The sequence below is a fragment of the Cellulomonas sp. KU4C genome (assembly GCF_056868065.1).
Window position 1 is genome coordinate 3413737 of the sequence record NZ_CP200322.1, and the last position, 18815, is coordinate 3432551.

Annotated in this window: 21 protein-coding genes, 1 other RNA gene and 1 pseudogene; 11 read left to right on the forward strand and 12 right to left on the reverse strand. The window is 76.5% G+C overall.

Going from position 1 to position 18815, the window contains the following annotated elements; translation table 11 throughout:
• The first annotated feature begins 86 nt into the window (after nucleotides 1-86).
• The 4 genes from AC1VL8_RS16235 (at nucleotide 87) to AC1VL8_RS16250 (ending at nucleotide 4675) form a co-directional block, all read left to right on the forward strand.
• On the forward strand, nucleotides 87-1826 hold the full coding sequence (locus AC1VL8_RS16235) for an NAD+ synthase (RefSeq protein WP_389230056.1): 1740 nt from the start codon (nucleotides 87-89) through the stop codon (nucleotides 1824-1826).
• Complete coding sequence (gene panB / locus AC1VL8_RS16240) at nucleotides 1826-2665, forward strand: 3-methyl-2-oxobutanoate hydroxymethyltransferase (protein WP_483075885.1); 840 nt, start codon at nucleotides 1826-1828, stop codon at nucleotides 2663-2665. The genes AC1VL8_RS16235 and panB overlap by 1 nt, the downstream gene beginning before the upstream one ends.
• 74 nt (nucleotides 2666-2739) lie before the next feature.
• The gene (locus AC1VL8_RS16245; protein WP_483075886.1) at nucleotides 2740-3771 is read left to right on the forward strand and encodes an endonuclease/exonuclease/phosphatase family protein; all 1032 of its coding nucleotides are present in this window, start codon (nucleotides 2740-2742) and stop codon (nucleotides 3769-3771) included.
• A 124-nt stretch (nucleotides 3772-3895) separates the two neighbouring features.
• Entirely contained in the window at nucleotides 3896-4675 is a 780-nt protein-coding gene (locus AC1VL8_RS16250) for a M15 family metallopeptidase (protein ID WP_389230065.1), read from the forward strand.
• A gap of 12 nt (nucleotides 4676-4687) precedes the next feature.
• Here AC1VL8_RS16250 and AC1VL8_RS16255 read toward each other — a convergent pair whose 3' ends face one another.
• Nucleotides 4688-4864, reverse strand: coding sequence for an SPOR domain-containing protein (locus AC1VL8_RS16255; protein WP_389230068.1), 177 nt, complete (start codon nucleotides 4862-4864; stop codon nucleotides 4688-4690).
• A 71-nt stretch (nucleotides 4865-4935) separates the two neighbouring features.
• Here AC1VL8_RS16255 and map point away from each other — a divergent pair, with 71 nt between their 5' ends.
• The 4 genes and pseudogenes from map (at nucleotide 4936) to AC1VL8_RS16275 (ending at nucleotide 7296) form a co-directional block, all read left to right on the forward strand.
• On the forward strand, nucleotides 4936-5808 hold the full coding sequence (map, locus tag AC1VL8_RS16260) for a type I methionyl aminopeptidase (protein ID WP_389230071.1): 873 nt from the start codon (nucleotides 4936-4938) through the stop codon (nucleotides 5806-5808).
• Nucleotides 5805-6602 carry a polyphosphate--glucose phosphotransferase gene (gene ppgK, locus AC1VL8_RS16265; RefSeq protein ID WP_389230074.1) on the forward strand — a complete coding sequence of 266 codons (798 nt, stop codon included), beginning with the start codon at nucleotides 5805-5807 and terminating at the stop codon, nucleotides 6600-6602. The genes map and ppgK overlap by 4 nt, the downstream gene beginning before the upstream one ends.
• A gap of 44 nt (nucleotides 6603-6646) precedes the next feature.
• The gene (locus tag AC1VL8_RS16270; RefSeq protein WP_389230077.1) at nucleotides 6647-7042 is read left to right on the forward strand and encodes a VOC family protein; all 396 of its coding nucleotides are present in this window, start codon (nucleotides 6647-6649) and stop codon (nucleotides 7040-7042) included.
• A 79-nt stretch (nucleotides 7043-7121) separates the two neighbouring features.
• A pseudogene (locus AC1VL8_RS16275) lies at nucleotides 7122-7296 on the forward strand (CsbD family protein).
• An 84-nt stretch (nucleotides 7297-7380) separates the two neighbouring features.
• Here the strand turns inward: AC1VL8_RS16275 and AC1VL8_RS16280 are convergent.
• The 7 genes from AC1VL8_RS16280 to AC1VL8_RS16310 form a co-directional block, all read right to left on the reverse strand.
• Nucleotides 7381-7704 carry a hypothetical protein gene (locus tag AC1VL8_RS16280; RefSeq protein WP_389230083.1) on the reverse strand — a complete coding sequence of 108 codons (324 nt, stop codon included), beginning with the start codon at nucleotides 7702-7704 and terminating at the stop codon, nucleotides 7381-7383.
• A 105-nt stretch (nucleotides 7705-7809) separates the two neighbouring features.
• Nucleotides 7810-8472, reverse strand: coding sequence for a cation efflux transmembrane domain-containing protein (locus AC1VL8_RS16285; protein ID WP_483075887.1), 663 nt, complete (start codon nucleotides 8470-8472; stop codon nucleotides 7810-7812).
• Complete coding sequence (locus AC1VL8_RS16290; RefSeq protein ID WP_389230089.1) at nucleotides 8469-8798, reverse strand: ArsR/SmtB family transcription factor; 330 nt, start codon at nucleotides 8796-8798, stop codon at nucleotides 8469-8471. Before AC1VL8_RS16290 ends, AC1VL8_RS16285 begins: the two co-directional genes overlap by 4 nt.
• Nucleotides 8799-8842: 44 nt before the next feature.
• On the reverse strand, nucleotides 8843-9325 hold the full coding sequence (locus tag AC1VL8_RS16295) for a GNAT family N-acetyltransferase (RefSeq protein ID WP_483075888.1): 483 nt from the start codon (nucleotides 9323-9325) through the stop codon (nucleotides 8843-8845).
• Between the two features lie 75 nt (nucleotides 9326-9400).
• Nucleotides 9401-9910 carry an ASCH domain-containing protein gene (locus AC1VL8_RS16300; RefSeq protein ID WP_483075889.1) on the reverse strand — a complete coding sequence of 170 codons (510 nt, stop codon included), beginning with the start codon at nucleotides 9908-9910 and terminating at the stop codon, nucleotides 9401-9403.
• Nucleotides 9911-10002: 92 nt separating this feature from the next.
• An RNA gene (gene rnpB / locus AC1VL8_RS16305) (RNase P RNA component class A) lies at nucleotides 10003-10388 on the reverse strand.
• 61 nt (nucleotides 10389-10449) lie between these two features.
• On the reverse strand, nucleotides 10450-11298 hold the full coding sequence (locus AC1VL8_RS16310) for a hypothetical protein (protein WP_483075890.1): 849 nt from the start codon (nucleotides 11296-11298) through the stop codon (nucleotides 10450-10452).
• A 59-nt stretch (nucleotides 11299-11357) separates the two neighbouring features.
• Here AC1VL8_RS16310 and AC1VL8_RS16315 point away from each other — a divergent pair, with 59 nt between their 5' ends.
• Both AC1VL8_RS16315 and AC1VL8_RS16320 read left to right on the forward strand, forming a co-directional pair.
• Nucleotides 11358-12143, forward strand: coding sequence for a YaaA family protein (locus AC1VL8_RS16315; RefSeq protein WP_389230105.1), 786 nt, complete (start codon nucleotides 11358-11360; stop codon nucleotides 12141-12143).
• A gap of 106 nt (nucleotides 12144-12249) precedes the next feature.
• Complete coding sequence (locus tag AC1VL8_RS16320; protein ID WP_483075891.1) at nucleotides 12250-14073, forward strand: threonine/serine exporter family protein; 1824 nt, start codon at nucleotides 12250-12252, stop codon at nucleotides 14071-14073.
• Nucleotides 14074-14127: 54 nt separating this feature from the next.
• Here the strand turns inward: AC1VL8_RS16320 and AC1VL8_RS16325 are convergent, their stop codons facing one another.
• Genes AC1VL8_RS16325 through AC1VL8_RS16340 form a run of 4 tightly spaced genes read right to left on the reverse strand, consistent with a single transcriptional unit; the run spans nucleotide 14128 to nucleotide 17900 of the window.
• Nucleotides 14128-14865, reverse strand: coding sequence for a histidine phosphatase family protein (locus tag AC1VL8_RS16325; protein ID WP_483075892.1), 738 nt, complete (start codon nucleotides 14863-14865; stop codon nucleotides 14128-14130).
• Nucleotides 14865-15605: a zinc ribbon domain-containing protein gene (locus AC1VL8_RS16330; RefSeq protein WP_483075893.1), complete on the reverse strand. Its 741-nt coding sequence runs from the start codon at nucleotides 15603-15605 to the stop codon at nucleotides 14865-14867. Before AC1VL8_RS16330 ends, AC1VL8_RS16325 begins: the two co-directional genes overlap by 1 nt.
• Entirely contained in the window at nucleotides 15602-16825 is a 1224-nt protein-coding gene (locus tag AC1VL8_RS16335; RefSeq protein WP_483075894.1) for a Nif3-like dinuclear metal center hexameric protein, read from the reverse strand. The genes AC1VL8_RS16330 and AC1VL8_RS16335 overlap by 4 nt, the downstream gene beginning before the upstream one ends.
• Nucleotides 16826-16850: 25 nt before the next feature.
• Nucleotides 16851-17900: a zinc-dependent alcohol dehydrogenase family protein gene (locus AC1VL8_RS16340; protein WP_483075895.1), complete on the reverse strand. Its 1050-nt coding sequence runs from the start codon at nucleotides 17898-17900 to the stop codon at nucleotides 16851-16853.
• A 55-nt stretch (nucleotides 17901-17955) separates the two neighbouring features.
• Between AC1VL8_RS16340 and AC1VL8_RS16345 the strand changes: the two genes are divergently transcribed.
• Nucleotides 17956-18651, forward strand: coding sequence for an SOS response-associated peptidase (locus AC1VL8_RS16345; protein WP_483075896.1), 696 nt, complete (start codon nucleotides 17956-17958; stop codon nucleotides 18649-18651).
• The last annotated feature ends 164 nt before the right edge of the window (nucleotides 18652-18815 follow it).

Below are 18815 nucleotides of genomic sequence, written 5' to 3' on the forward strand. Positions count from 1 at the left end.
CCTGCCTGATCCTCCGGGCGGCGGGTGGCGCACGCGCCGACCTGCCGTCTCGCACCGCCCGCGTCACCCGCAATAGGCTCGTCGGCATGCCCGACCAGCCCGGCTCCCCCGCCCCCGCGCCCGCCCGACCCGGCGCCCTGCGCGTCGCCCTCGCCCAGATCGACACCTGCGTGGGCGACCTCGCCGGGAACACCGAGGCCGTCCTCGCGTGGGCCCGCCGCGCCGCCGACGCCGGCGCCGACCTCGTGGCGTTCCCCGAGATGACGGTCACCGGCTACCCGATCGAGGACCTGGCGCTGCGCGCGTCGTTCCGCCGGGGCGCCGAGCACGCGCTCACCGAGCTCGCCGCGGCCCTCGCGGACGCCGGCCTGGGCGCGCTGACGGTGGTGGTCGGGACGGTCGGCGAGTCCACGACCCGCGAGCACGACGGCGCCCCCGCGCGCCCGACCAACCAGGCCGTGGTGCTCCGCGACGGCCGGGTGCACGAGCGGTACGACAAGCACCACCTGCCGAACTACGGCGTGTTCGACGAGTTCCGGATCTTCGCCCCCGGCGGCGGCCCGACGGTCGTCGAGGTCGCCGGCCGCCGCGTCGGTCTGCTGATCTGCGAGGACATCTGGCAGGACGGGCCGGTCGCCGAGCTGGCCGACGACGACCTCGACCTGCTGCTCGTCGTCAACGGCTCCCCGTACGAGGAGGGCAAGGGGCACATCCGCACCGACCTCGCCGCCCGCCGCGCCGGGGAGGTCCGTGCGCCGGTCGCCTACGTCAACATGGTCGGCGGCCAGGACGACCTGGTGTTCGACGGCGGCTCGTTCGTCATCGCGCCCGACGGCACGCTGCTGGCGACCGCGCCGCAGTTCGTCGAGCACCTGCTGACCTGGGACGTCCCGGCCCGCGGCGAGGCGCTCGCGCCCGGCTCGCTGGTGCCGCCGCTCGGCGCGGACGAGGAGATCTACCGGGCGCTGGTCACCGGCCTGGCCGGGTACGTGCGCAAGAACGGCTTCCGGTCCGTCGTGCTGGGCATGTCCGGCGGCATCGACTCCGCGCTGGTCGCCGCGATCGCCGCGGACGCGATCGGCGGCAGCAACGTCGTCGGCGTGTCGATGCCGTCCCGCTGGTCCTCCGACCACAGCAAGGACGACGCGCTCGACCTCGCGCAGCGGGTCGGCGCCGACTACCGGGTGCAGGCGATCAAGCCGATGGTCGACGCGTTCGAGGGCGAGATGGCGCTCGACGGCGTCGCCGCGGAGAACCTGCAGGCGCGGGTGCGCGGCGTCATCCTCATGGCGCTGTCCAACGCCGAGGGGCACCTCGTGCTTGCGACCGGCAACAAGACCGAGCTCGCGGTCGGCTACTCGACGATCTACGGCGACGCCGTCGGCGGGTACGCCCCGCTGAAGGACGTCGACAAGTCCCGGGTGTGGGCGCTGGCCCGGTGGCGGAACACCCACGCCGTCGACGCGGGCCTCGTGCCGCCGATCCCCGAGAGCTCGATCACCAAGCCGCCGTCCGCCGAGCTGCGCCCCGGGCAGGTCGACCAGGACTCGCTGCCCCCGTACGACCTGCTGGACCAGGTGCTGGACGCCTACGTCGAGCACGCGGAGGGCCGCGCCGAGCTGCTGGCCCGCGGGTTCGACCCGGAGATCGTCGACCGCGTCCTGTCGCTGGTGGACCGGGCCGAGTGGAAGCGCCGGCAGTACCCCCTCGGCCCGAAGGTCACGGCCCTGGCGTTCGGCCGGGACCGTAGGCTGCCGATCACCACGCGCTGGCGCGAGCCGATCGCCACCGCCAGCACGACCACCGAGCCCGTGGAGCAGCACTGATGTCCGACCAGCCGGCCCCGTCCGCGTCCCCCGCCCCCGTCCGCCGGGTGCGCGTGCACCACCTCGCCGAGGCCAAGCAGCGCGGCGAGCGGCTGACGATGCTCACCGCCTACGACTTCGCGACGGCACGCATCTTCGACGAGGCGGGCATCGACCTGCTGCTCGTGGGCGACTCCATCGGCAACACGATGCTCGGGCACGAGTCCCCGATCCCGGTCACCGTCGACGAGATGCTGCCCCCGACGCGCGCCGTGGTGCGGGCCGCCCGGCGCGCGCTGGTCGTCGCCGACCTGCCGTTCGGCTCCTACGAGTCCGGCCCCGCGCAGGCGCTCGCCACGGCGGTGCGCTACCTCAAGGAGGCCGGCGCGCACGCGGTGAAGCTCGAGGGCGGTACCCGCTCGGCCGCGCAGATCCGCGCGCTCACCGACGCGGGCATCCCGGTCGTCGGGCACCTGGGGTTCACCCCGCAGTCCGAGCACACCCTCGGCGGCCACCGCGTGCAGGGCCGGGGCGACGAGGCGGCCGAGCGGCTCGCCGAGGACGCGCTCGCCGTGCAGGAGGCCGGCGCGGTCGCCGTGGTGCTGGAGATGGTCCCGGCGCCGGTCGCGGCCCGGGTCACCGAGATCCTGCACATCCCCACCATCGGCATCGGCGCGGGCGCGGAGTGCGACGGCCAGGTGCTGGTCTGGACCGACATGGCCGGGATGGGCGACTGGTCGCCGCGGTTCGCGAAGCAGTTCGCGGCCGTCGGCCGGCTGCTCGGCGACGCCGCGCGGGCCTACGCCGCCGAGGTGCGCGGCGGGCAGTTCCCCGACGCCGACCACTCGTTCCTCAGCTGAGCGGCGACCCGGCGGGCCTGCGCGCCCCCTCGGGCCGCCCCGGCGCCTCTCGACCCGGGCGGACCGCGCTGGTCGTGGCGGGCGCGGTCCTGCTGCTCGTCCTCGCGGCTGCCCTCGTCGTCCTGCAGGCACCGGACCGCTGGGGGCTGGCCGGCGGCGCACCCGTCGCCCAGGTCGTGGCCCTGCGCGGCCTGCTCGCCGTGGTGCTGGCGGTGGGCGCGCTCGCCGCCGTGGGCGTGGCCGCGGCGCTCGTCCGGGTCGGCGCCCGCGCCGGTGTCCCGACCCGCGCGGGCGCCCCGCTGGCGCTGGCCGTCGCCGGGCTGCTCGCGGTCGGCGCCGTCGGCCAGGGGGCGGTCGTCGCCGCGCGCGGTCTCGGCCCCGGGCCCGGCGGGGCTTCGGTCGGCGACCCCGCGGACGCCGACCTGGTGGTGCTGTCGTTCAACACCCTGGACACCGTCGACGGGGACGCCCTCGCGCGGCTGGCGCTCGAGCACCGCGCGGACCTGGTGGTGCTGCCCGAGACCAGCGGCCGCACCGCCCGCGCCGCCGCCGCGGCCCTCACCGCCGCCGGGCACCCGACCACCGCGCTGTCCGCCCCGAACACCGGGCACACCACCGAGGGCACCGCGGTGCTGTGGTCCGACGAGCTCGGGCCGCCGCAGCAGCACCGGACCGGCGTGCCCGCCCCCGAGCTGGGCTCGTTCGCCGTGACGCCCGCCGACGCGGGCTCCCGGGCGCCCGCCGTGCTCGCGGCCCTGCACCTGCGCGCGCCGTCCGACCTCGGGTCGATGGGCGGCTGGCGGGAGCACACCGCCGACACCGCGGCCCTCTGCCGGAACACCCCCGGCGCGGTCGTCGTCGGCGACCTCAACGCCACGCTCGACCACCCCGGCCTCGCCGACCTGGGCCCGTGCGTGGACGCCGCGACCGAGGTCGGCGCCGGCGGGCTCGGCACCTGGCCCGCCGACGCGCCCCGCGTGCTCGGCGCGCCCATCGACCACGTCCTCGCGGACGGCCGGGTGTGGCGGGTCACCGGCTACGCGGTGCTCGACGCCGTTGGCGGCAGCGACCACCGCCCGGTCCTCGCCCACCTCGCCCGCCGCTGAGACCCCGCCCGTCGCCCGCCGCCCGTCACCCGCCGCCGAGATGGCAGACCCCGCCTGACTCCGCCCGCAGGCCCCCAGGCGCGTTCTGCCATCTCGGCGGGGCGGGGGCCCTACGATTCCCGGCATGAGCGGCACGCGCGCGAGGGTGCGCCCAGCAGCAGGGGCGGCGCAGCCGGGGCAGCGGGCGCAGCCGGGGCAGCCGGGGCGGCGGGTGCCGGCCGGGTCCGCGCCCGTCCGGGGGGCGCCCGCGCGCGGCACCCAGCACGGGCGGCTGCGGCTGACCCGACGCGGCGCCGTGGTGCTCGGGACCGGAGCGCTCCTGGTCGTGGCGGTCCTGGTGTGGCTGGTCGTGCTGGCCGTGCGGCTGCTCGCCGGCCCCGGGGCGGAGGCGGTCACCCCCGTCGCCGTCCCCGACCCGGCCTGCGTGCCCACCGCGTCGACGTCGCAGAACTGCTGGCCGGTGTTCGCCGACGGCGCCGACCCGTTGCTGGAGATCTCCCCGTGGGTGACCGGCCGGCTCCGTGGCGGCGACGTCCGGACCGTGCTGGACCACGTCGCGGCCCGGTTCGACGCGGAGGTCGAACCCGTCGACGTGGACTCCTCGTGGGGCTGGGCGAACCGCTCGGTGCGCGGCGAGGGCGACGACGAGGGCGGCCTGTCCAACCACGCCTCCGGGACGTCGATCGACCTGAACGCCACCGAGCACCCGCTGGGGGCCCGCGAGACGTTCACCGACCGGCAGGTCGAGGCGATCCGGTCGATCCTCGTCGAGGTGGCGCCCGTGGTCGCCTGGGGCGGCGACTTCGGGGGCCGCGCGGATGAGATGCACTTCGAGATCGTCGGGAACCCGGCCGCGGTGGCCGAGGTCGCGGCCCGGCTGCGGGGCGAGACCCCGCCGGGCTGACGGGGCCGGAGGTCAGGCGTCCTCGCGCCGGTCCTCCTCGTCCCACGCCTCGCTGCGGGACCGCGCCTTCTCCAGCGCGTGCGCCGCGGCCTCGCGGGAGTCGTACGGGCCCATCAGGTGCGTCCAGGAGGACTGCTTGCCCTGCTCGATCTGCCCGGTCTCGGTGTTGTAGTAGAACTCGTCGGCCACGGTGCCCTCCTGGTGCGTCCGGCGGGCCGCCGGTTCCTCGGGGGCGGCCGCTGGTTCGTAGACTGCCAGGTATGACGTCCGTCCACGCGCCGAGGCCGGCGCTCGTCCCGGGCACGATCGGTCCCCGGCGACCCGTGCCCGCGTCCATCCCGCGACCCGAGTACGTCGACCGGCCCGCGCCGACCCCGTTCACCGGCAGCGACGTCGTCGAGCCCGAGGTCGTGGAGCGGATCCGCGTGGCCGCCCGGATCGCCGCGCAGGCGCTGGCGGAGGTCGGCCGGCACGTCGCCCCGGGGGTCACCACGGACGAGCTCGACCGGATCGGCCACGAGTTCCTGCTCGACCACCACGCGTACCCGTCGACGCTGGGCTACCGCGGGTTCCCGAAGTCGCTGTGCACCTCGGTGAACGAGGTCATCTGCCACGGCATCCCCGACTCCACCGTCCTGGCGGACGGCGACCTGGTGAACGTCGACATCACGGCGTTCGTCGGCGGGGTGCACGGGGACAACAACGCCACGTTCTTCGCCGGCGAGCCCGACGAGGAGTCCCGCCTGCTGGTCGAGCGCACCCGCGAGGCCCTCGACCGCGCGATCAGGGCCGTCCGCCCGGGCCGCGAGGTCAACGTGATCGGCCGGGTCATCGAGAAGTACGCGGCCCGGTTCGGCTACGGAGTCGTCCGCGACTACACCGGCCACGGCGTGGGCGAGGCGTTCCACTCCGGGCTGGTCATCCCCCACTACGACGCGGCCCCGATGTACGACCGCGTGATCGAGCCCGGCATGGTGTTCACCATCGAGCCCATGCTCAACCTCGGCACCCCCGACTGGACGACGTGGGACGACGGGTGGACCGTGGTCACCGCGGACCTGCGCCGCAGCGCCCAGTTCGAGCACACCCTGCTGGTCACCGACACCGGAGCGGAGATCCTCACACTCCCATGAGCACCCACACGCACCCCCACGCCTCGACGGCGTTCGGCATCGACATCGGCGGCTCCGGCATCAAGGGCGCCCCCGTGGACCTGACGACCGGCGAGTTCGCCGCCGACCGGATCCGCATCCCCACGCCCCAGCCCGCGACCCCGGCGGCCGTCGCCGCGACCGTCGTCGAGCTGATCGGCCGGTTCGACCTGCCGTCGGACACCCCGATCGGCGTCACGTTCCCCGCGGTCGTGCAGCACGGCGTCGCGCGGTCCGCCGCCAACGTCGACGGCTCGTGGATCGGCACCAACATCGAGCACGTCCTCGGCGACGCGCTCGGTCGCCCGGTGATCGCGGTGAACGACGCCGACGCCGCCGGCTACGCGGAGACGCTGTTCGGCGCCGCGCGCTCGACGTCGGGCGTGACGTTCGTCTGCACGCTGGGCACCGGGATCGGCACCGCGATCGTCGCCGACGGCGTGCTGGTGCCGAACCTCGAGCTCGGCCACCTGGAGATCGACGGCCACGACGCCGAGACCCGTGCATCGGACGCGGCGCGCGACCGCGACGACCTGGACTGGGCGCAGTGGGCGGAGCGGCTGCAGCGCTACTTCGGCGTCATCGAGGACCTGTTCTGGCCCGACCTGATCGTGGTCGGCGGCGGGGTCAGCAAGCACCACGAGAAGTTCCTCCCGCTGCTGCACCTGCGGGCCCCGATCGTCCCGGCGCAGCTGCGCAACGCCGCGGGCATCGTCGGGGCCGCGGCCCTGGCGGCGAAGGCCGGCACCCCCGTCGCGGGCGTCCGCGGCGACTGAGCCTCCCTCTGGCGGCTCCCGTGCCGCGGCCGTACGGTCGCGGCATGGGAGCCGTTGTGAGCGAGCTGTGCGTCGACGCCCGGGACCCCCGGGCCCAGGCGCGGTGGTGGGCCGAGGTGCTGGGGTGGCGCGTCGTGCTGGACCCGGACGACGACGAGGTCGTCGAGCTGGTCCCCCCGGACGGGGCCGCGACCCCGTGGCTGTTCGCCCGCGTCCCGGAGGCGAAGCAGGTGAAGAACCGGCTGCACGTCGACCTGCGACCCCGGGACGGCGAGGACCAGGCGGGCGAGCTCGCGCGGCTGCTGGCGCTGGGGGCGACCCGGGTGGACGTGGGTCAGGCCGAGGTCGCGTGGCACGTGCTCGCGGACCCCGAGGGCAACGAGTTCTGCCTCCTGCACCGCACGCCGGCCGAGGTGGCAGCGGACGAGCACCCGGCCTGACCTGCGCCAGCGGATGCGACCCCGGGCACCGGGGCCTACCGTCGAGGCATCAGGTCAGGAACGTCGAAGGAGGACCCTCATGGGACTGGACGACAAGATCGAGAACGCCGCCGAGAAGCTTCTCCGGCAAGGCGAAGGAGGCCACCGGCCGCGCGACGGACGACGAGCGCCTCGAGGCCGAGGGCCGGACCGACCAGTCGAAGGCGGACCTCAAGGACGCGGGCGAGAAGGTCAAGGACGCGTTCAAGCACTGAGCCGTTCGAGCACTCGGTCACCGCGCCGCCCGCCCCGTCCCCGGGTCCCCGGGGGCGGGGCGGTGTGCTGCGTGACCCCGGCGGTCAGCCGTCCGCGGGTGTCGCGACCCGCACCGGTGCGCGGAACCGGGCCTCGCCCCGCCGCACCGGCAGCGGCTCCCACTCCCCCGCCTGCTCCAGGCCGACGACGTCCAGGTGCACCTGGGCGATGTCCGCGAGCGGCACCGGGAAGTCGGGCGACGTGGTGCGGCTCTCGGCCAGCGGGACGTCGTCGTCCGCGACCAGGGTGAGCGTCCAGGTCAGCACGGCCGGACCCGCCCGCACCGGCGAGTGCACCAGCACGTGCCGGGCCTGGGCCGCCTGCACCCCGCTGAGCGCCGCTATCCGTGGCAGCCGTCGCTTCCTCATCGGTCGTCCCCCTGCACCTGCTCCGGCGGGCCGTCACCTCCAGCCCACTCCAGGGTGACGTGTCAGGGGCGTCCGGGGTGGGACTTCCGGCCCGGCGCGCGCCGGTCAGCGCCCGTGCCGACCGTCGCCGACCAGCTCCGCCAGGGGCGTCCCGCACGCGTCGCCCCGCCAGGCCTCCACGCCCTCGCGCACGGCGAACGCCGCGATCAGCAGCGCCGCGACCGGGTCCGCCCACCACCAGCCGACGGTGCCGTTCAGCAGCAGCCCGAGCAGCAGCACCGCGGACAGCACCGAGCAGAGCAGGGTCTGCCGGGAGTCGGCGACGGCGGAGGCGGACCCCAGCTCGGTCCCGGCGCGGCGCTCGACCCAGGACAGCGCCGGCATCACGAGCAGGCTCACGGCCGCGAGCACGACGCCGACCGTGGACCCGTCGGGCCGCGCGCCCGTCACCAGCGACCGCACCGCGTCCACCGTGACGAACGCGGCCAGCCCGAGGAACGACACCGCGATCAGCCGCATCGCGGTCCGCTCCCGGGACTCGGGGTCCGGCGCCGCGAACTGCCACGCGACGGCGGCCGCGGACAGCACCTCGACCACCGAGTCCAGCCCGAAGCCGATCAGCGCCGACGACGACGCCGCGCGCCCGGCGGAGATCGCCACGACCGCCTCGACGACGTTGTACGCGATCGTGCCGGCGACGACCCACCGGATCCGGCGCCGCAGGACGGCGCCCCGGTCCGCGGGCAGCGGGTGCGCGGCGGCGGTCATGCGCAGGTGCAGTCGTCGGCGCAGCAGGACGGGTCCACCGCCAGCGCGAGGCCGAGCAGGCCGCCGAGCGCGGGCGCGAGCTGCTCGTCGGCGAGCCGGTACCAGGTGCGTCGTCCCTCGGGGACCGCCGTGACGAGCCCGCAGCCGCGCAGGCACGCCAGCTGGTTCGACATCACCTGCCGGGACACGCCGAGCGCGTCCGCCAGGTCGGACGGGCAGGCCGGCGCCTCGCGGAGTGCGAGCAGGACGCGGGCGCGGGTCGGGTCCGACAGCGCGTGCCCGAGCCGGGCGAGCGCGGCGGTGTGCGTGAGGGTGACGGTCTCCACCCGACCGACAGTACATGGTCCGCTGTACTGTCTGGAGGTCGACCTCAGAGGTCGAGCAGCAGCGTGTCCGACCCGCCCTCGCGGCCGACGACCCGGAACCCGCGCGCCTCGTACATCCGCCGGGCGACGTCGTTCCCGTCCTCCACGCTCAGGCTGACCGCGTCGTACCCGGCACTCCGGAGCTGCGCCAGCAGCGCGTCGAGCACCGCGGCACCGATCCGTCGTCCCCGGTACGGCGCGAGCACACCGAGACCGAGCTCGGGGACGTCCTCGGCGACGAACCCGTACCCCGCCTGCTCGGCCGGCACGACCCGCGCCCACGCCGCACCCACCGGCTCTCCGCCCGCGGCCACCGCGACCGTCCCGACGTCCGAGGGCCGCCCCCACCCGGCGAGATGCCGCCGGTGGTCGGGATCCGACCGGACCTGCTCCAGCGTCACCCGCGTCTCCCCGGTCCAGTTGAACGCCGCCACCAGCAGCAGCTCGAGCAGCGGGAGGTCGGACGCGGTCGCCGGTCGCAGGTGCATCCCGGCATCGTGCCGGGCGGGGGCGGGCCGGGCGAGCGATTTCCCCACCGCGCGGCGACGCCCGGTGCGGACGGATCAGTCCGCGGCCTCCGGCGGCCACACCACCCGGAACCGCTCCAGCACGATCTCGTCCTGCTCGCTCCAGGTCGCACCCCGCGCGGCGCAGGTCCGCTCCCAGTAGATGCGGTGCTGGGTGCGCCAGCTCGCGAGGCTCCGGTCGTCCTCGGCCTCGTCGAACGCGAAGTCGGCGTCGACCTCCCGGAACGTCGCGATCCGCAGCTCGACCGTGCGGAGCACCAGCTGCGGGGCGCCGCGCCCGTCGCACGCCACCCAGTGCGCGCCGACCCGCGGCAGCTCCTCGCCGCGGTGCGCGAACTCGTCGACCAGCTCGGCCGTCGCCCGCTTCTGACCGTGCCGGACGACGCCGAGCAGCTGGTCGCTCAGCTCGACGGAGTCCCCGAACCGGTCGACCACGTACTCGTCGCCCGCGCGCACCGCCTCGGGGTGGGCGACGACGTAGTCCTGCCACATGGCGGTCGCGGCGTCGGTGTCGAGCGGGCCGGGCGGGGTGCGGTGCGTGCTCACGGCCGACAGTCTCCCAGGTGCGAACCCGCAGGTGCGACCGCCGCAGCACCCTGACGTCGACGCCCGCCGGGCGCCCGACGGCGTGACGAGTGCGGATGAGCTGGCCGGTACGCCGGGTTCTGTCCCCGCGCGTGGTTGCCCTCGCGCGGGTGGCGGCCATCCATCTACGACGTACGTTGCCGCACGCCTCCAGCGACCTACCCGGGAAGCTCGGGCGAGCAGCCCTCGAACGCTCCCTGTCTGGTCTTGCTCCGGGTGGGGTTTACCTAGCCGCACCGGTCGCCCGGCACGCTGGTGGTCTCTTACACCACCGTTTCACCCTGACCGACCTCGGCCCGAGGGTCGTGGTCGGCGGTCTGTTCTCTGTGGCACTGTCCCGCGGGTCACCCCGGGTGGGTGTTACCCACCACCCTGCTCTACGGAGCCCGGACGTTCCTCGGCGAGCCCGAGGGCTCGACGCGGCCGCCTGGCCAGCTCATCCGCGCCGGTCAGACTACACGCCCGCGCACGCCCCTCGGCGGGTCCGGGTCAGGTCCGGGTCAGGTCTCCGTCAGGCGGTAGTGCAGGCGCAGCACGGGGAGCGGGCCGAGGTCGAGCCGGTGGTCGGTCCGGAGCACCCCCTCGGCGTCGAGCAGCACGTGGAACTCCTCGTGCACCGGGATGCGCCGCGCCCGGACCCGCCGCCGGCCCTCCACCACCAGGTACGCGCCGGGCTCCCCCCAGGCACCGGGGCCCGAGGTCAGCAGGAGCGAGCCGTCGGGCCGCGCGACGGGCCGGAGCAGGACCACCAGCCGACCCGCGGGCAGCGGGAACGCGACCCGGACCGCGGGTTCACCGGAGCCGGGGAGGGTGACGACCCCGTACAGGCCGCTGAACACGATCCGGCCGGTGCGCCGCAGGCGGCGGAGCCACAGGGCCCCGACCTGCTCGCCGTCCCGGGTCAGCGGGGTCACCGCGCTGGACATGCCGTGCGCGAGGTCGAGCGAGCGCATCGGCAGCGCCAGCTGGTCGAGCCGGCGGGCGAACAGCGCCGCGACAGCCCAGCCGAACGGCCACGCCCACGGCGCCCACCCGACCCAGGCGTCGAGCCGCCACCGGCTGGTCCGCTCGTAGAACCGGCGGACCGGGTCCGCGAGCGCCTCGGCGGCGAACCCGGGCCGGTCGAGCGCCGCCATCGACGCGAGCAGCCCGCGGTCGGGACCCGAGCCGTCGGTGGCGGGAGCGACCGTCGCTCCGAGGCGCGCGCCCTCGGCGGCGAGCCAGTCGGCGCCGACGTGGGTGGCGTCGCCCACCGGGCCCTGGAGCCACGGTGTCCGGGCCAGGTCGACGGTGCGTCCCGTCACGCGGACCCAGAGCCGCGTGGTCGCATCGAGCAGGCTCGCGGTCACGGGTCCGATCCTCACACGTCCGGCGGGCGCCGCGGGCGGGTTCGCCTACAGTGCAGCCCGTGCTGATCCTGCTCCCCCCGTCCGAGGGCAAGACCGCGCCGGTGCGCGGCGACGCCCTCGACCTGGCGTCCCTGTCCTCCCCCGCGCTGGGTCCGACCCGCGAGGCGGTGCTCGACGCGCTGGTCGCGGCGAGCGCGCGGCCGGACGCGGTGGACGTGCTGGGGGTGGGCGCGGGGATCGCCGACGAGGTGGCCCGGAACCTGGACCTGCGCACCGCCCCGACGGCGCAGGCGCGACACGTGTACACCGGCGTGCTGTACGCGGCGGCGGGGCTGGACCGGCTGACGCCGACCGCGCGGCGTCGGGCCGCGGACGCGGTGCGGGTGGTCTCGGGGCTCTGGGGCCTGGTGGGCCCGGAGGACCGCATCCCGGCGTACCGGTTGTCGATGGGCGTGGACCTGCCGGGGGTCGGGCCGCTGGCGGCGGCGTGGCGCGAGCCGCTGCGCGAGGTGCTGGACGCGCGCGCCGCGTCGGGCGAGCTGGTCGTGGACTGCCGCTCGGCCACGTACCTGGCCGCGTGGCGGCCGGAGCGCGCGGCGCAGCGGTCGTGGGTGCAGGTGCGGGTGCTGCGGGAGGTCGCCGGGCGGCGCTCCGTCGTGTCGCACCACGCCAAGCACACCCGTGGCGTCCTGACCCGGCACCTGGTGTCCCGCCGCGGGAACGCCCCGACGACGCCGCGGGACCTGGCGCGGGTCGCCGGGGAGCTGGTCGGCACGGAGCTGCTCGCGGTCGAGCTCGACACCCCCGCCGCCGGCCCCGCGACGCTCTCGCTCGTCGTGGCCTGACCCCCGACCGGGCGGCCGCTCGACGTCTCGCCGGTTACGGTGGTCGGCAGACGCGCCGCACGACCGGTCGCGGACCCACCTCGAGCACCACGCAGGGAGCAGCGGCATGCGACGGAACGGCGCCGCACGGGGCGCGGCGGTGCTCCTGGTCCTGCTGCTCGCCCTCGCGGGGGTCCTGGGTGCCCTCGGTGCGGCCGGTGCCCGCGCGAGCGTCACCGACGACCAGCTCGTCGTCCCGGAGGCGCCCGCCGCGTCCCCGTCGCCGACGCCCAGCGCGGTCCCGTCCCCCGCCCCGAGCCGTACCCCGGCGCAGCCGGCGCCCTCGGCCACCGCGGTGCCGCAGCCGCAGCCGCAGCCGTCCGCGTCGGCCAGCAGCGCGCCGACCGCGACGCCCGAGCCGGCACCGTCACCGACGCCGAGCAGCACGACCACCCCGGCGCCGACCGACGACGCCTCCGGCGGCACCGGCACCGGCCCCCGCCGGTTCAGCACCCCGCCGGTCGTGACGACCACGTCCGTCCCCTGGGCCCAGGTGCTGGCGGCACTGGGTGTCGTCGTCGCGGCCGCCGTCGCGGTCGTCGTCGTGAGCGCCCGCCGGTCCCGCTCCGACGACCCGGCGCCGGCCACCACCGCCGGCACCGGCGACGACGCCACGCCCGCGGACGTGCTGCGCCTGCTGGTGGTCGCCGGCGAGGCGATGATCGACGCCGGCCACACCGTGTCCTCCGTCGCGGACACCCTCGAGGACGTCGCGACCGCGCACGGCGTCGTGGGCGTCGAGACGGTGGTGCTGCCCACGGCGCTGCTCGTGTCGGTGCCGGACGGCTCGTCGGTCGCGACCGCCGTGGTGTCGACCGGGCGTCGCCCGCTGCTGCTGCACCAGGTCGACGAGCTCGCCGACGTCCTGCACGACGCGACCACCGGCGACGCCACGCCCGCCGACACGACCGCGCGGATCGCGTTCCTGCGGGCCGGCGCGCCCCCGTTCGGCACCCTGGCGCGGCTCGGCGGCTACCTCATGCTGTCGGTCGGCCTGGCGGCCCTGCTCGGCGGCTCGTGGGTGGACCTGCTGGTCGCCGGGGCGCTCGGGCTCGCCGTCGGCGCGTCCCAGCTCGCGGTCGGGGCGATGCCGACGGGCGTCGAGGTCGTGATGACCGTCGCGTCCGCGTTCGCGGTGTCGGGCGCCGTGCTGCTGCTCGCCCGGGTGGTCCCCGACCTCGGCGTGCTGCCGGCGCTCGTCGCCCCGCTGGCGCTGTTCCTGCCCGGCGGGCTGCTCACCACCGGGGTGATCGAGCTGGCGACCGGGCAGATGCTCTCCGGCGCCGGCCGGGTCGCGGCGGGGACGATGCAGCTGGTCGTGCTGGCCGGGGGGATCATCGCCGCGGCCGCCCTCGTCGGCGTCCCGGCGGTGGACCTCGGCAGCGGGAGCCAGGCCCTCGGGCCGGTGGCCCCGTGGCTGGGGGTGGCGCTGTTCGGCGCGGGGACGGTCGTCTACCGGTGCGGCCGGCCCCGGACGATCGGCTGGGTGGTCCTGGTGCTGACGGTCGCGTACGGCGCGCAGGTGGTCGGCGGCGCGTTCCTCGGCGGGGTGCTGTCCGCGCTGGTCGGGGCGCTCGCGATGACGCCGGTCGCGCTGACGGTCGCGCGGTTCCCGTCCGGGCCGTCGCCGCTGGCGTCGTTCCTGCCGGCGTTCTGGATGCTGGTGCCCGGGACGCTCGGCCTCGTGGGTGTGACCAGCCTGCTGGAGGGCGACTCGAGCGGGCTGTCCACGCTGGTCACCACGGCGGCGACGATGGTCGCGATCGCCCTGGGCGTCGTCATCGGGCTGGCCGCCGCACGCGCCCTGCCCGGTCACGCCCGGCAGCGCTGGTCCGGCGGCGGGGTGCCCGGCGTGCGGGTGCCGGCGAGACCGGTCGACCCGCCGGTCTGACGGGCCCGGCCGGCGCCGGCGCCGGCGCCGCGCGGGCGCGGGCGCGGGCGCGGGTCAGCCTCGCGCGGCCCAGCCCTCGCTGGGGGCCCCGGCCACCGCGACCTCGTCGCGCTTGTCCTCGAACAGCCGGACGATGCTCACCGACGCGGGCGCGACCCGCAGCTGGCTCCACGACCCGGGCTGCGCGCCCATCGTGCGGCCCAGCGCGGCGCGGATCGCCACGGCGTGCGACACGACGACCACGGTGCGGTCGGTGCCGGCGGCGAGCAGCGCGTCGAGGCCGGCGCCGATGCGGACGCCGACGTCGGCGATCGACTCGCCCCCGCCGTCGGGTCGCACGTCGGCGCGGGTGTGCCACGGCTCGAGCTGCCCGGGCCACCGGGCCTCGATCTCCTCCGCGGTGAGCCCCTGCCAGGCGCCGAAGTCGGCCTCCTGGAACGCCGCGTCGACCCGCGGGGCGAGTCCGAGCCGCTCGCCGATGACGGCGGCGGTCTCCTGCGTACGGACCATCGGCGACGCGATCAGCTCGGTGGGGAACGGCACGTCGCCCCACAGGTCGTGCCCGACGCGGCGGACGAGCTCCGCGGCCGCGGCGGCCTGCGCGCGCCCGTGGTCGGTCAGCGACGGGCCCGGCTCGGACGAGCCCGAGTAGCCGCGGGACACGGTCATCTCGGTCTGGCCGTGGCGGACCAGGATGACGGTGACCGGCTGGGCGTCGTCGAACCGCGGTGCTGCGCCGGACGGGCGCTCCCGCCGCGGCGCGCGGGCGTCGGCCGGACCGTCGGCGGCCATCAGAACGCGTCCTCGCCGCGGACCAGGATCCGGCCCGAGTCCTCGCAGTACACGATCTCGTCCTCCGGGGTGGCCTTGATCTTCGCGAGCTCGGTGCCGGGGACCGGCATGCCGCTGCCCTCGGACCGGCCGCGGCGCAGGGCGGCGACGGCGACGCCGCCGAGGCGACCGCGCAGCCTGTCGTAGAGCGCGAGCAGCTTGTCGTCCAGCGGCTCGGCCATCGCCACGCGCTCGGCCCGGACCTGCTGCGCCTGCTGCGTCAGCACCCCGATCTCGGCGTCGCGCTCCGCCTCGACGGCCGCGCGGTCGTTGAGCAGCGCGGCGTGCGCGGTGGTCAGCTCGGCCAGCGTGCCCTCGTGGGCCTCCAGCCGCTCCATCACCTCGAGCTCGACCTCCTCGAGGTCGCCCTGCCGCTTGCCGAGGGACACGAGCTCGCTCTGCAGCGCCTGCAGGTCCTTGGCCGAGCCGGCGCCCGAGTCGAGCCGCGCCTGGTCGCGGGCGGCGCGGTCGCGGACCTGCTGCACGTCGGACTCGGCCTTCGCGAGCTCGCGGCGCAGGTCGCCGACGGCGGTCCGGGACGCGGCGATCGCGGTGTCGAGGTCCGCCATCCGGCCGCTGAGCTCGGTGATCCGGGCGTGCTGCGGCAGCGTCCGCGCCTTGTGGGTGAGCTGGTCGAGCTTGGTGTCCAGCGCCTGCAGGTCGAGCAGGCGCTTCTGGTCCTGCGGGGTGGCCTTGGTCACGAGGGGTGTCCTTCCGACGGGTCGAGGGGCGCTCGGCTCGGGACGCGGCCGGTCCACGGATCGGTGCGCAGGGTGCTGACGCGGGTCTCCACCGTAGTGCCGTGCGCGGCGAGGTCGGCGCGCAGGTGGTCCGCCGCCCCGGTCAGCCACGGCCACTCGGAGGCGAAGTGGGCGGCGTCCACCAGGTAGGGCGGGCTGGCGGCCGTGCCGCGGGCCTCGAACTCGGCCCGCTCACGCAGCTCGGAGGCGGGGTGGTGACGCAGGTCGGCGGTGAGGTAGGCGTCGGCGCCGGCCGACCGGACCGCGTCGAACAGGGAGTCGCCGGAGCCGCCGACGACCGCCACGGTCCGCACCGTCGCGTCCGGCGGCCCGGCGAACCGGATGCCCTGCTCGGTGGCGGGCAGCACGGCGGCCACCCGCTCGGCGAACGCACGCAGCGGCAGCGGCTCGGCGAGGTGCCCGACCCGCCCGGTGCCGGTCGGGCCGTCCCACCGGGCCAGCTCCAGGACGTCGAACGCCGGCTCCTCGTACGGGTGCGCGGCGCGCAGCGCGGCGACGACCGCGGCGCGCGACCGCCGCGGGGCGATCATCTCGACGCGGGCCTCGACGACGCGGGCGACCGCTCCGGGCGTGCCGATCGCGGGCCGCGCGTCCGGGCCGGGCGTGAACGTGCCCTCGCCCGTCGACGTCCACGCGCACCGGGCGTACTCCCCCAGCGCGCCCGCGCCGGCGGCGGCGAGCGCGTCGACCAGCCGCTCCGCGTCGCCGGCGGGGACGAACACGACGTGCTTGTCGAGCGCCTCGGCGGGCGCGGGCACCAGCGGCCACAGGCCCTCGAGCCCGACCAGCCGGGCCAGGGCGTCGGCCACGCCGCCGTCCGCGGCGTCGGCGTTGGTGTGCGCGGTGTACAGCGCGATCCCGGCGCGGACCAGCCGGTGCAGCAGCGCGCCCTTCGCGGACGTGGCCGCCACGGAGTGGACTCCGCGCAGCAGCAGCGGGTGGTGCACGACCACCAGGTCCGCGCCCCAGGCCACCGCCTCGTCCACGACCGACGCCAGCGGGTCGACCGCCAGCAGGACGCGGCGCACGGGCTGGTCCGGGTCGCCGGTGACGAGGCCGACACGGTCCCAGGACTCGGCCGTGCCCGGCGGGTAGCGGCGGTCGAGCAGCCGCACGACGTCGGCCAGCGTGGCGACGGGACCGCGGGTGTCAGGGCTCACGGGGCGAACCTACCGGGCGCGCCGCTCAGGGCAGCAGCATCGACTTGATCGCGCGGCGCTCGTCCATCGCGGCGTACGCCTCGGCGACGTCGTCCAGGCCGAGGACCAGGTCGAACACCTTGCCGGGCCGGATCGCGCCGGACCAGACCTCGTCGGCGAGCTCCTCGATGTACGCGCGCACCGGGGCCATCCCGCCGCGGACGCCGACGTTCGTGGCGAACAGCTGGCGCACCGGCAGCTCCGGCCCGCCCGCGGGGACGCCGACGAAGCCGACCTGCCCGCCGGGGCGTGCGGTGTCGAGCGCCTGCTGCATCGACTCCTTGGTGCCGACGCACTCCAGCACGTGGTCCGCGCCGACGCCGCCCAGCAGGTCCCGCACCGCCGCGGCGCCCTCGTCGCCGCGCTCCTCGACGACGTCGGTCGCGCCGAACTCGCGCGCCAGCGCCTGCCGGGACGCGTGCCGGGACAGCGCGATCACGCGCTCGGCGCCCAGCCGGTGGGCGGCGATCACCGCGCACAGGCCCACGGCACCGTCGCCGACGACCGCCACGGTCGACCCCGGCCGGACCCCCGCGGACACGGCCGCGTGGTGCCCGGTGCCCATCACGTCGGTCAGCGAGAGCACGCCCGGCAGCAGGTCGGCGTCCGGGTGCTCGCGCATCGCGACCAGCGTCCCGTCCGCCAGCGGCACCCGCACGTACTCGCCCTGGCCGGCATCGGTGAACACGCCCTCGGCGTCGTCCCCGCCCCAGCCGCTGCCGTGCTCGCAGGACGTCGGGAACCCGTTCCGGCAGTGCACGCAGGTGCCGTCGGACACCGTGAACGGCGCGACCACGAACTGCCCCGGGCGCAGGGTCCGCACGTCGGCGCCGACCTCCTCGACCACGCCGACGAACTCGTGCCCGATCCGGCGCGGCCGCTCGGTGGGCCGCACCCCCCGGTACGGCCACAGGTCGGACCCGCACACGCAGGACGCCACCACCCGCACGACGGCGTCGGTCGGCTGCTGGATCGTGGGGTCGGGGACCTCCTCGAGGCGGATGTCGCGGGGGCCGTGGATCAGAGTCGCTCGCACCCCGGCAGCCTACGACCGCTGGCCCGCCGGGCGCGCGGGGCCGACACTGTGCTGCATGTGTGGCCGCTACGCGCAGACCCGCGCCGCCGACGAGCTCGAGCGGGACCTCGTGGTCGACCGGATCCTCGGCGAGCACCGGGGTCCGTCCTGGAACGTCGCCCCCACCCAGGACGTGCCCGTCGTGCTGGAACGGGTGGAGGACGACGGGCCGCAGCGCCAGCTGCGCACCGTCCGCTGGGGGCTGGTGCCGTCCTGGGCGAAGGACGTGTCGATCGGGTCGCGGATGATCAACGCGCGCTCGGAGACCGTGCTCGACAAGCCGGCGTTCCGGAAGGCCGCCGCGCGGCGCCGGGCGCTGGTGCCGATGGACGGCTACTACGAGTGGCAGGCGAACGACCACGGCCCGAAGACGCCGTACTACCTGCACGGCGCGGAGCCGCTGGCCGCCGCGGGCCTGTACGAGCTGTGGCGGGACCACGCCAAGGCCGACGACGACCCGACCCGCTGGCTGTGGACCGTCACGATCATCACCCGCCCCGCGACGGACGCCCTCGGGCACATCCACGACCGCTGCCCGGTGCTGCTGCCCCGCGACCTCTGGGACGGCTGGCTGGACCCGACGGTGACGGCGCCCGACGAGGTCGGCGCGATGCTCGTGCACGTCCCCGAGCCGCACCTGACCCCGCGCGAGGTGGGCCGCGCCGTCGGCAACGTCGCGAACGACCGCCCGGACCTCATCGCCCCGGTCTGACCCGAGGCTCCGACCCGCTGCCCTGCCCCCTTCCGCGCCGAGGGCCCGACGAGTGGTCACGACATGCTGGTCCCGGGGCCGTCCGACCCGCGTGTCGTGACCTCTCGTCGAACCGCGCGGGGCGCGGCAGGGCGGCGCGGGGCGCGGCAGGGCAGCGCGGGGCG

Bases quoted from the DNA above. Each gene is read 5' to 3' on its own strand.
- AC1VL8_RS16235 (WP_389230056.1), top strand. From the start codon at position 87: ATGCCCGACCAGCCCGGCTCCCCCGCCCCCGCGCCCGCCCGACCCGGC.
- panB (WP_483075885.1), top strand. From the start codon at position 1,826: ATGTCCGACCAGCCGGCCCCGTCCGCGTCCCCCGCCCCCGTCCGCCGG.
- AC1VL8_RS16250 (WP_389230065.1), top strand. From the start codon at position 3,896: ATGAGCGGCACGCGCGCGAGGGTGCGCCCAGCAGCAGGGGCGGCGCAG.
- map (WP_389230071.1), top strand. From the start codon at position 4,936: ATGACGTCCGTCCACGCGCCGAGGCCGGCGCTCGTCCCGGGCACGATC.
- ppgK (WP_389230074.1), top strand. From the start codon at position 5,805: ATGAGCACCCACACGCACCCCCACGCCTCGACGGCGTTCGGCATCGAC.
- AC1VL8_RS16270 (WP_389230077.1), top strand. From the start codon at position 6,647: ATGGGAGCCGTTGTGAGCGAGCTGTGCGTCGACGCCCGGGACCCCCGG.
- AC1VL8_RS16280 (WP_389230083.1), bottom strand. From the start codon at position 7,704: ATGAGGAAGCGACGGCTGCCACGGATAGCGGCGCTCAGCGGGGTGCAG.
- AC1VL8_RS16285 (WP_483075887.1), bottom strand. From the start codon at position 8,472: ATGACCGCCGCCGCGCACCCGCTGCCCGCGGACCGGGGCGCCGTCCTG.
- AC1VL8_RS16295 (WP_483075888.1), bottom strand. From the start codon at position 9,325: ATGCACCTGCGACCGGCGACCGCGTCCGACCTCCCGCTGCTCGAGCTG.
- AC1VL8_RS16320 (WP_483075891.1), top strand. From the start codon at position 12,250: ATGCGACGGAACGGCGCCGCACGGGGCGCGGCGGTGCTCCTGGTCCTG.
- AC1VL8_RS16325 (WP_483075892.1), bottom strand. From the start codon at position 14,865: ATGGCCGCCGACGGTCCGGCCGACGCCCGCGCGCCGCGGCGGGAGCGC.
- AC1VL8_RS16345 (WP_483075896.1), top strand. From the start codon at position 17,956: ATGTGTGGCCGCTACGCGCAGACCCGCGCCGCCGACGAGCTCGAGCGG.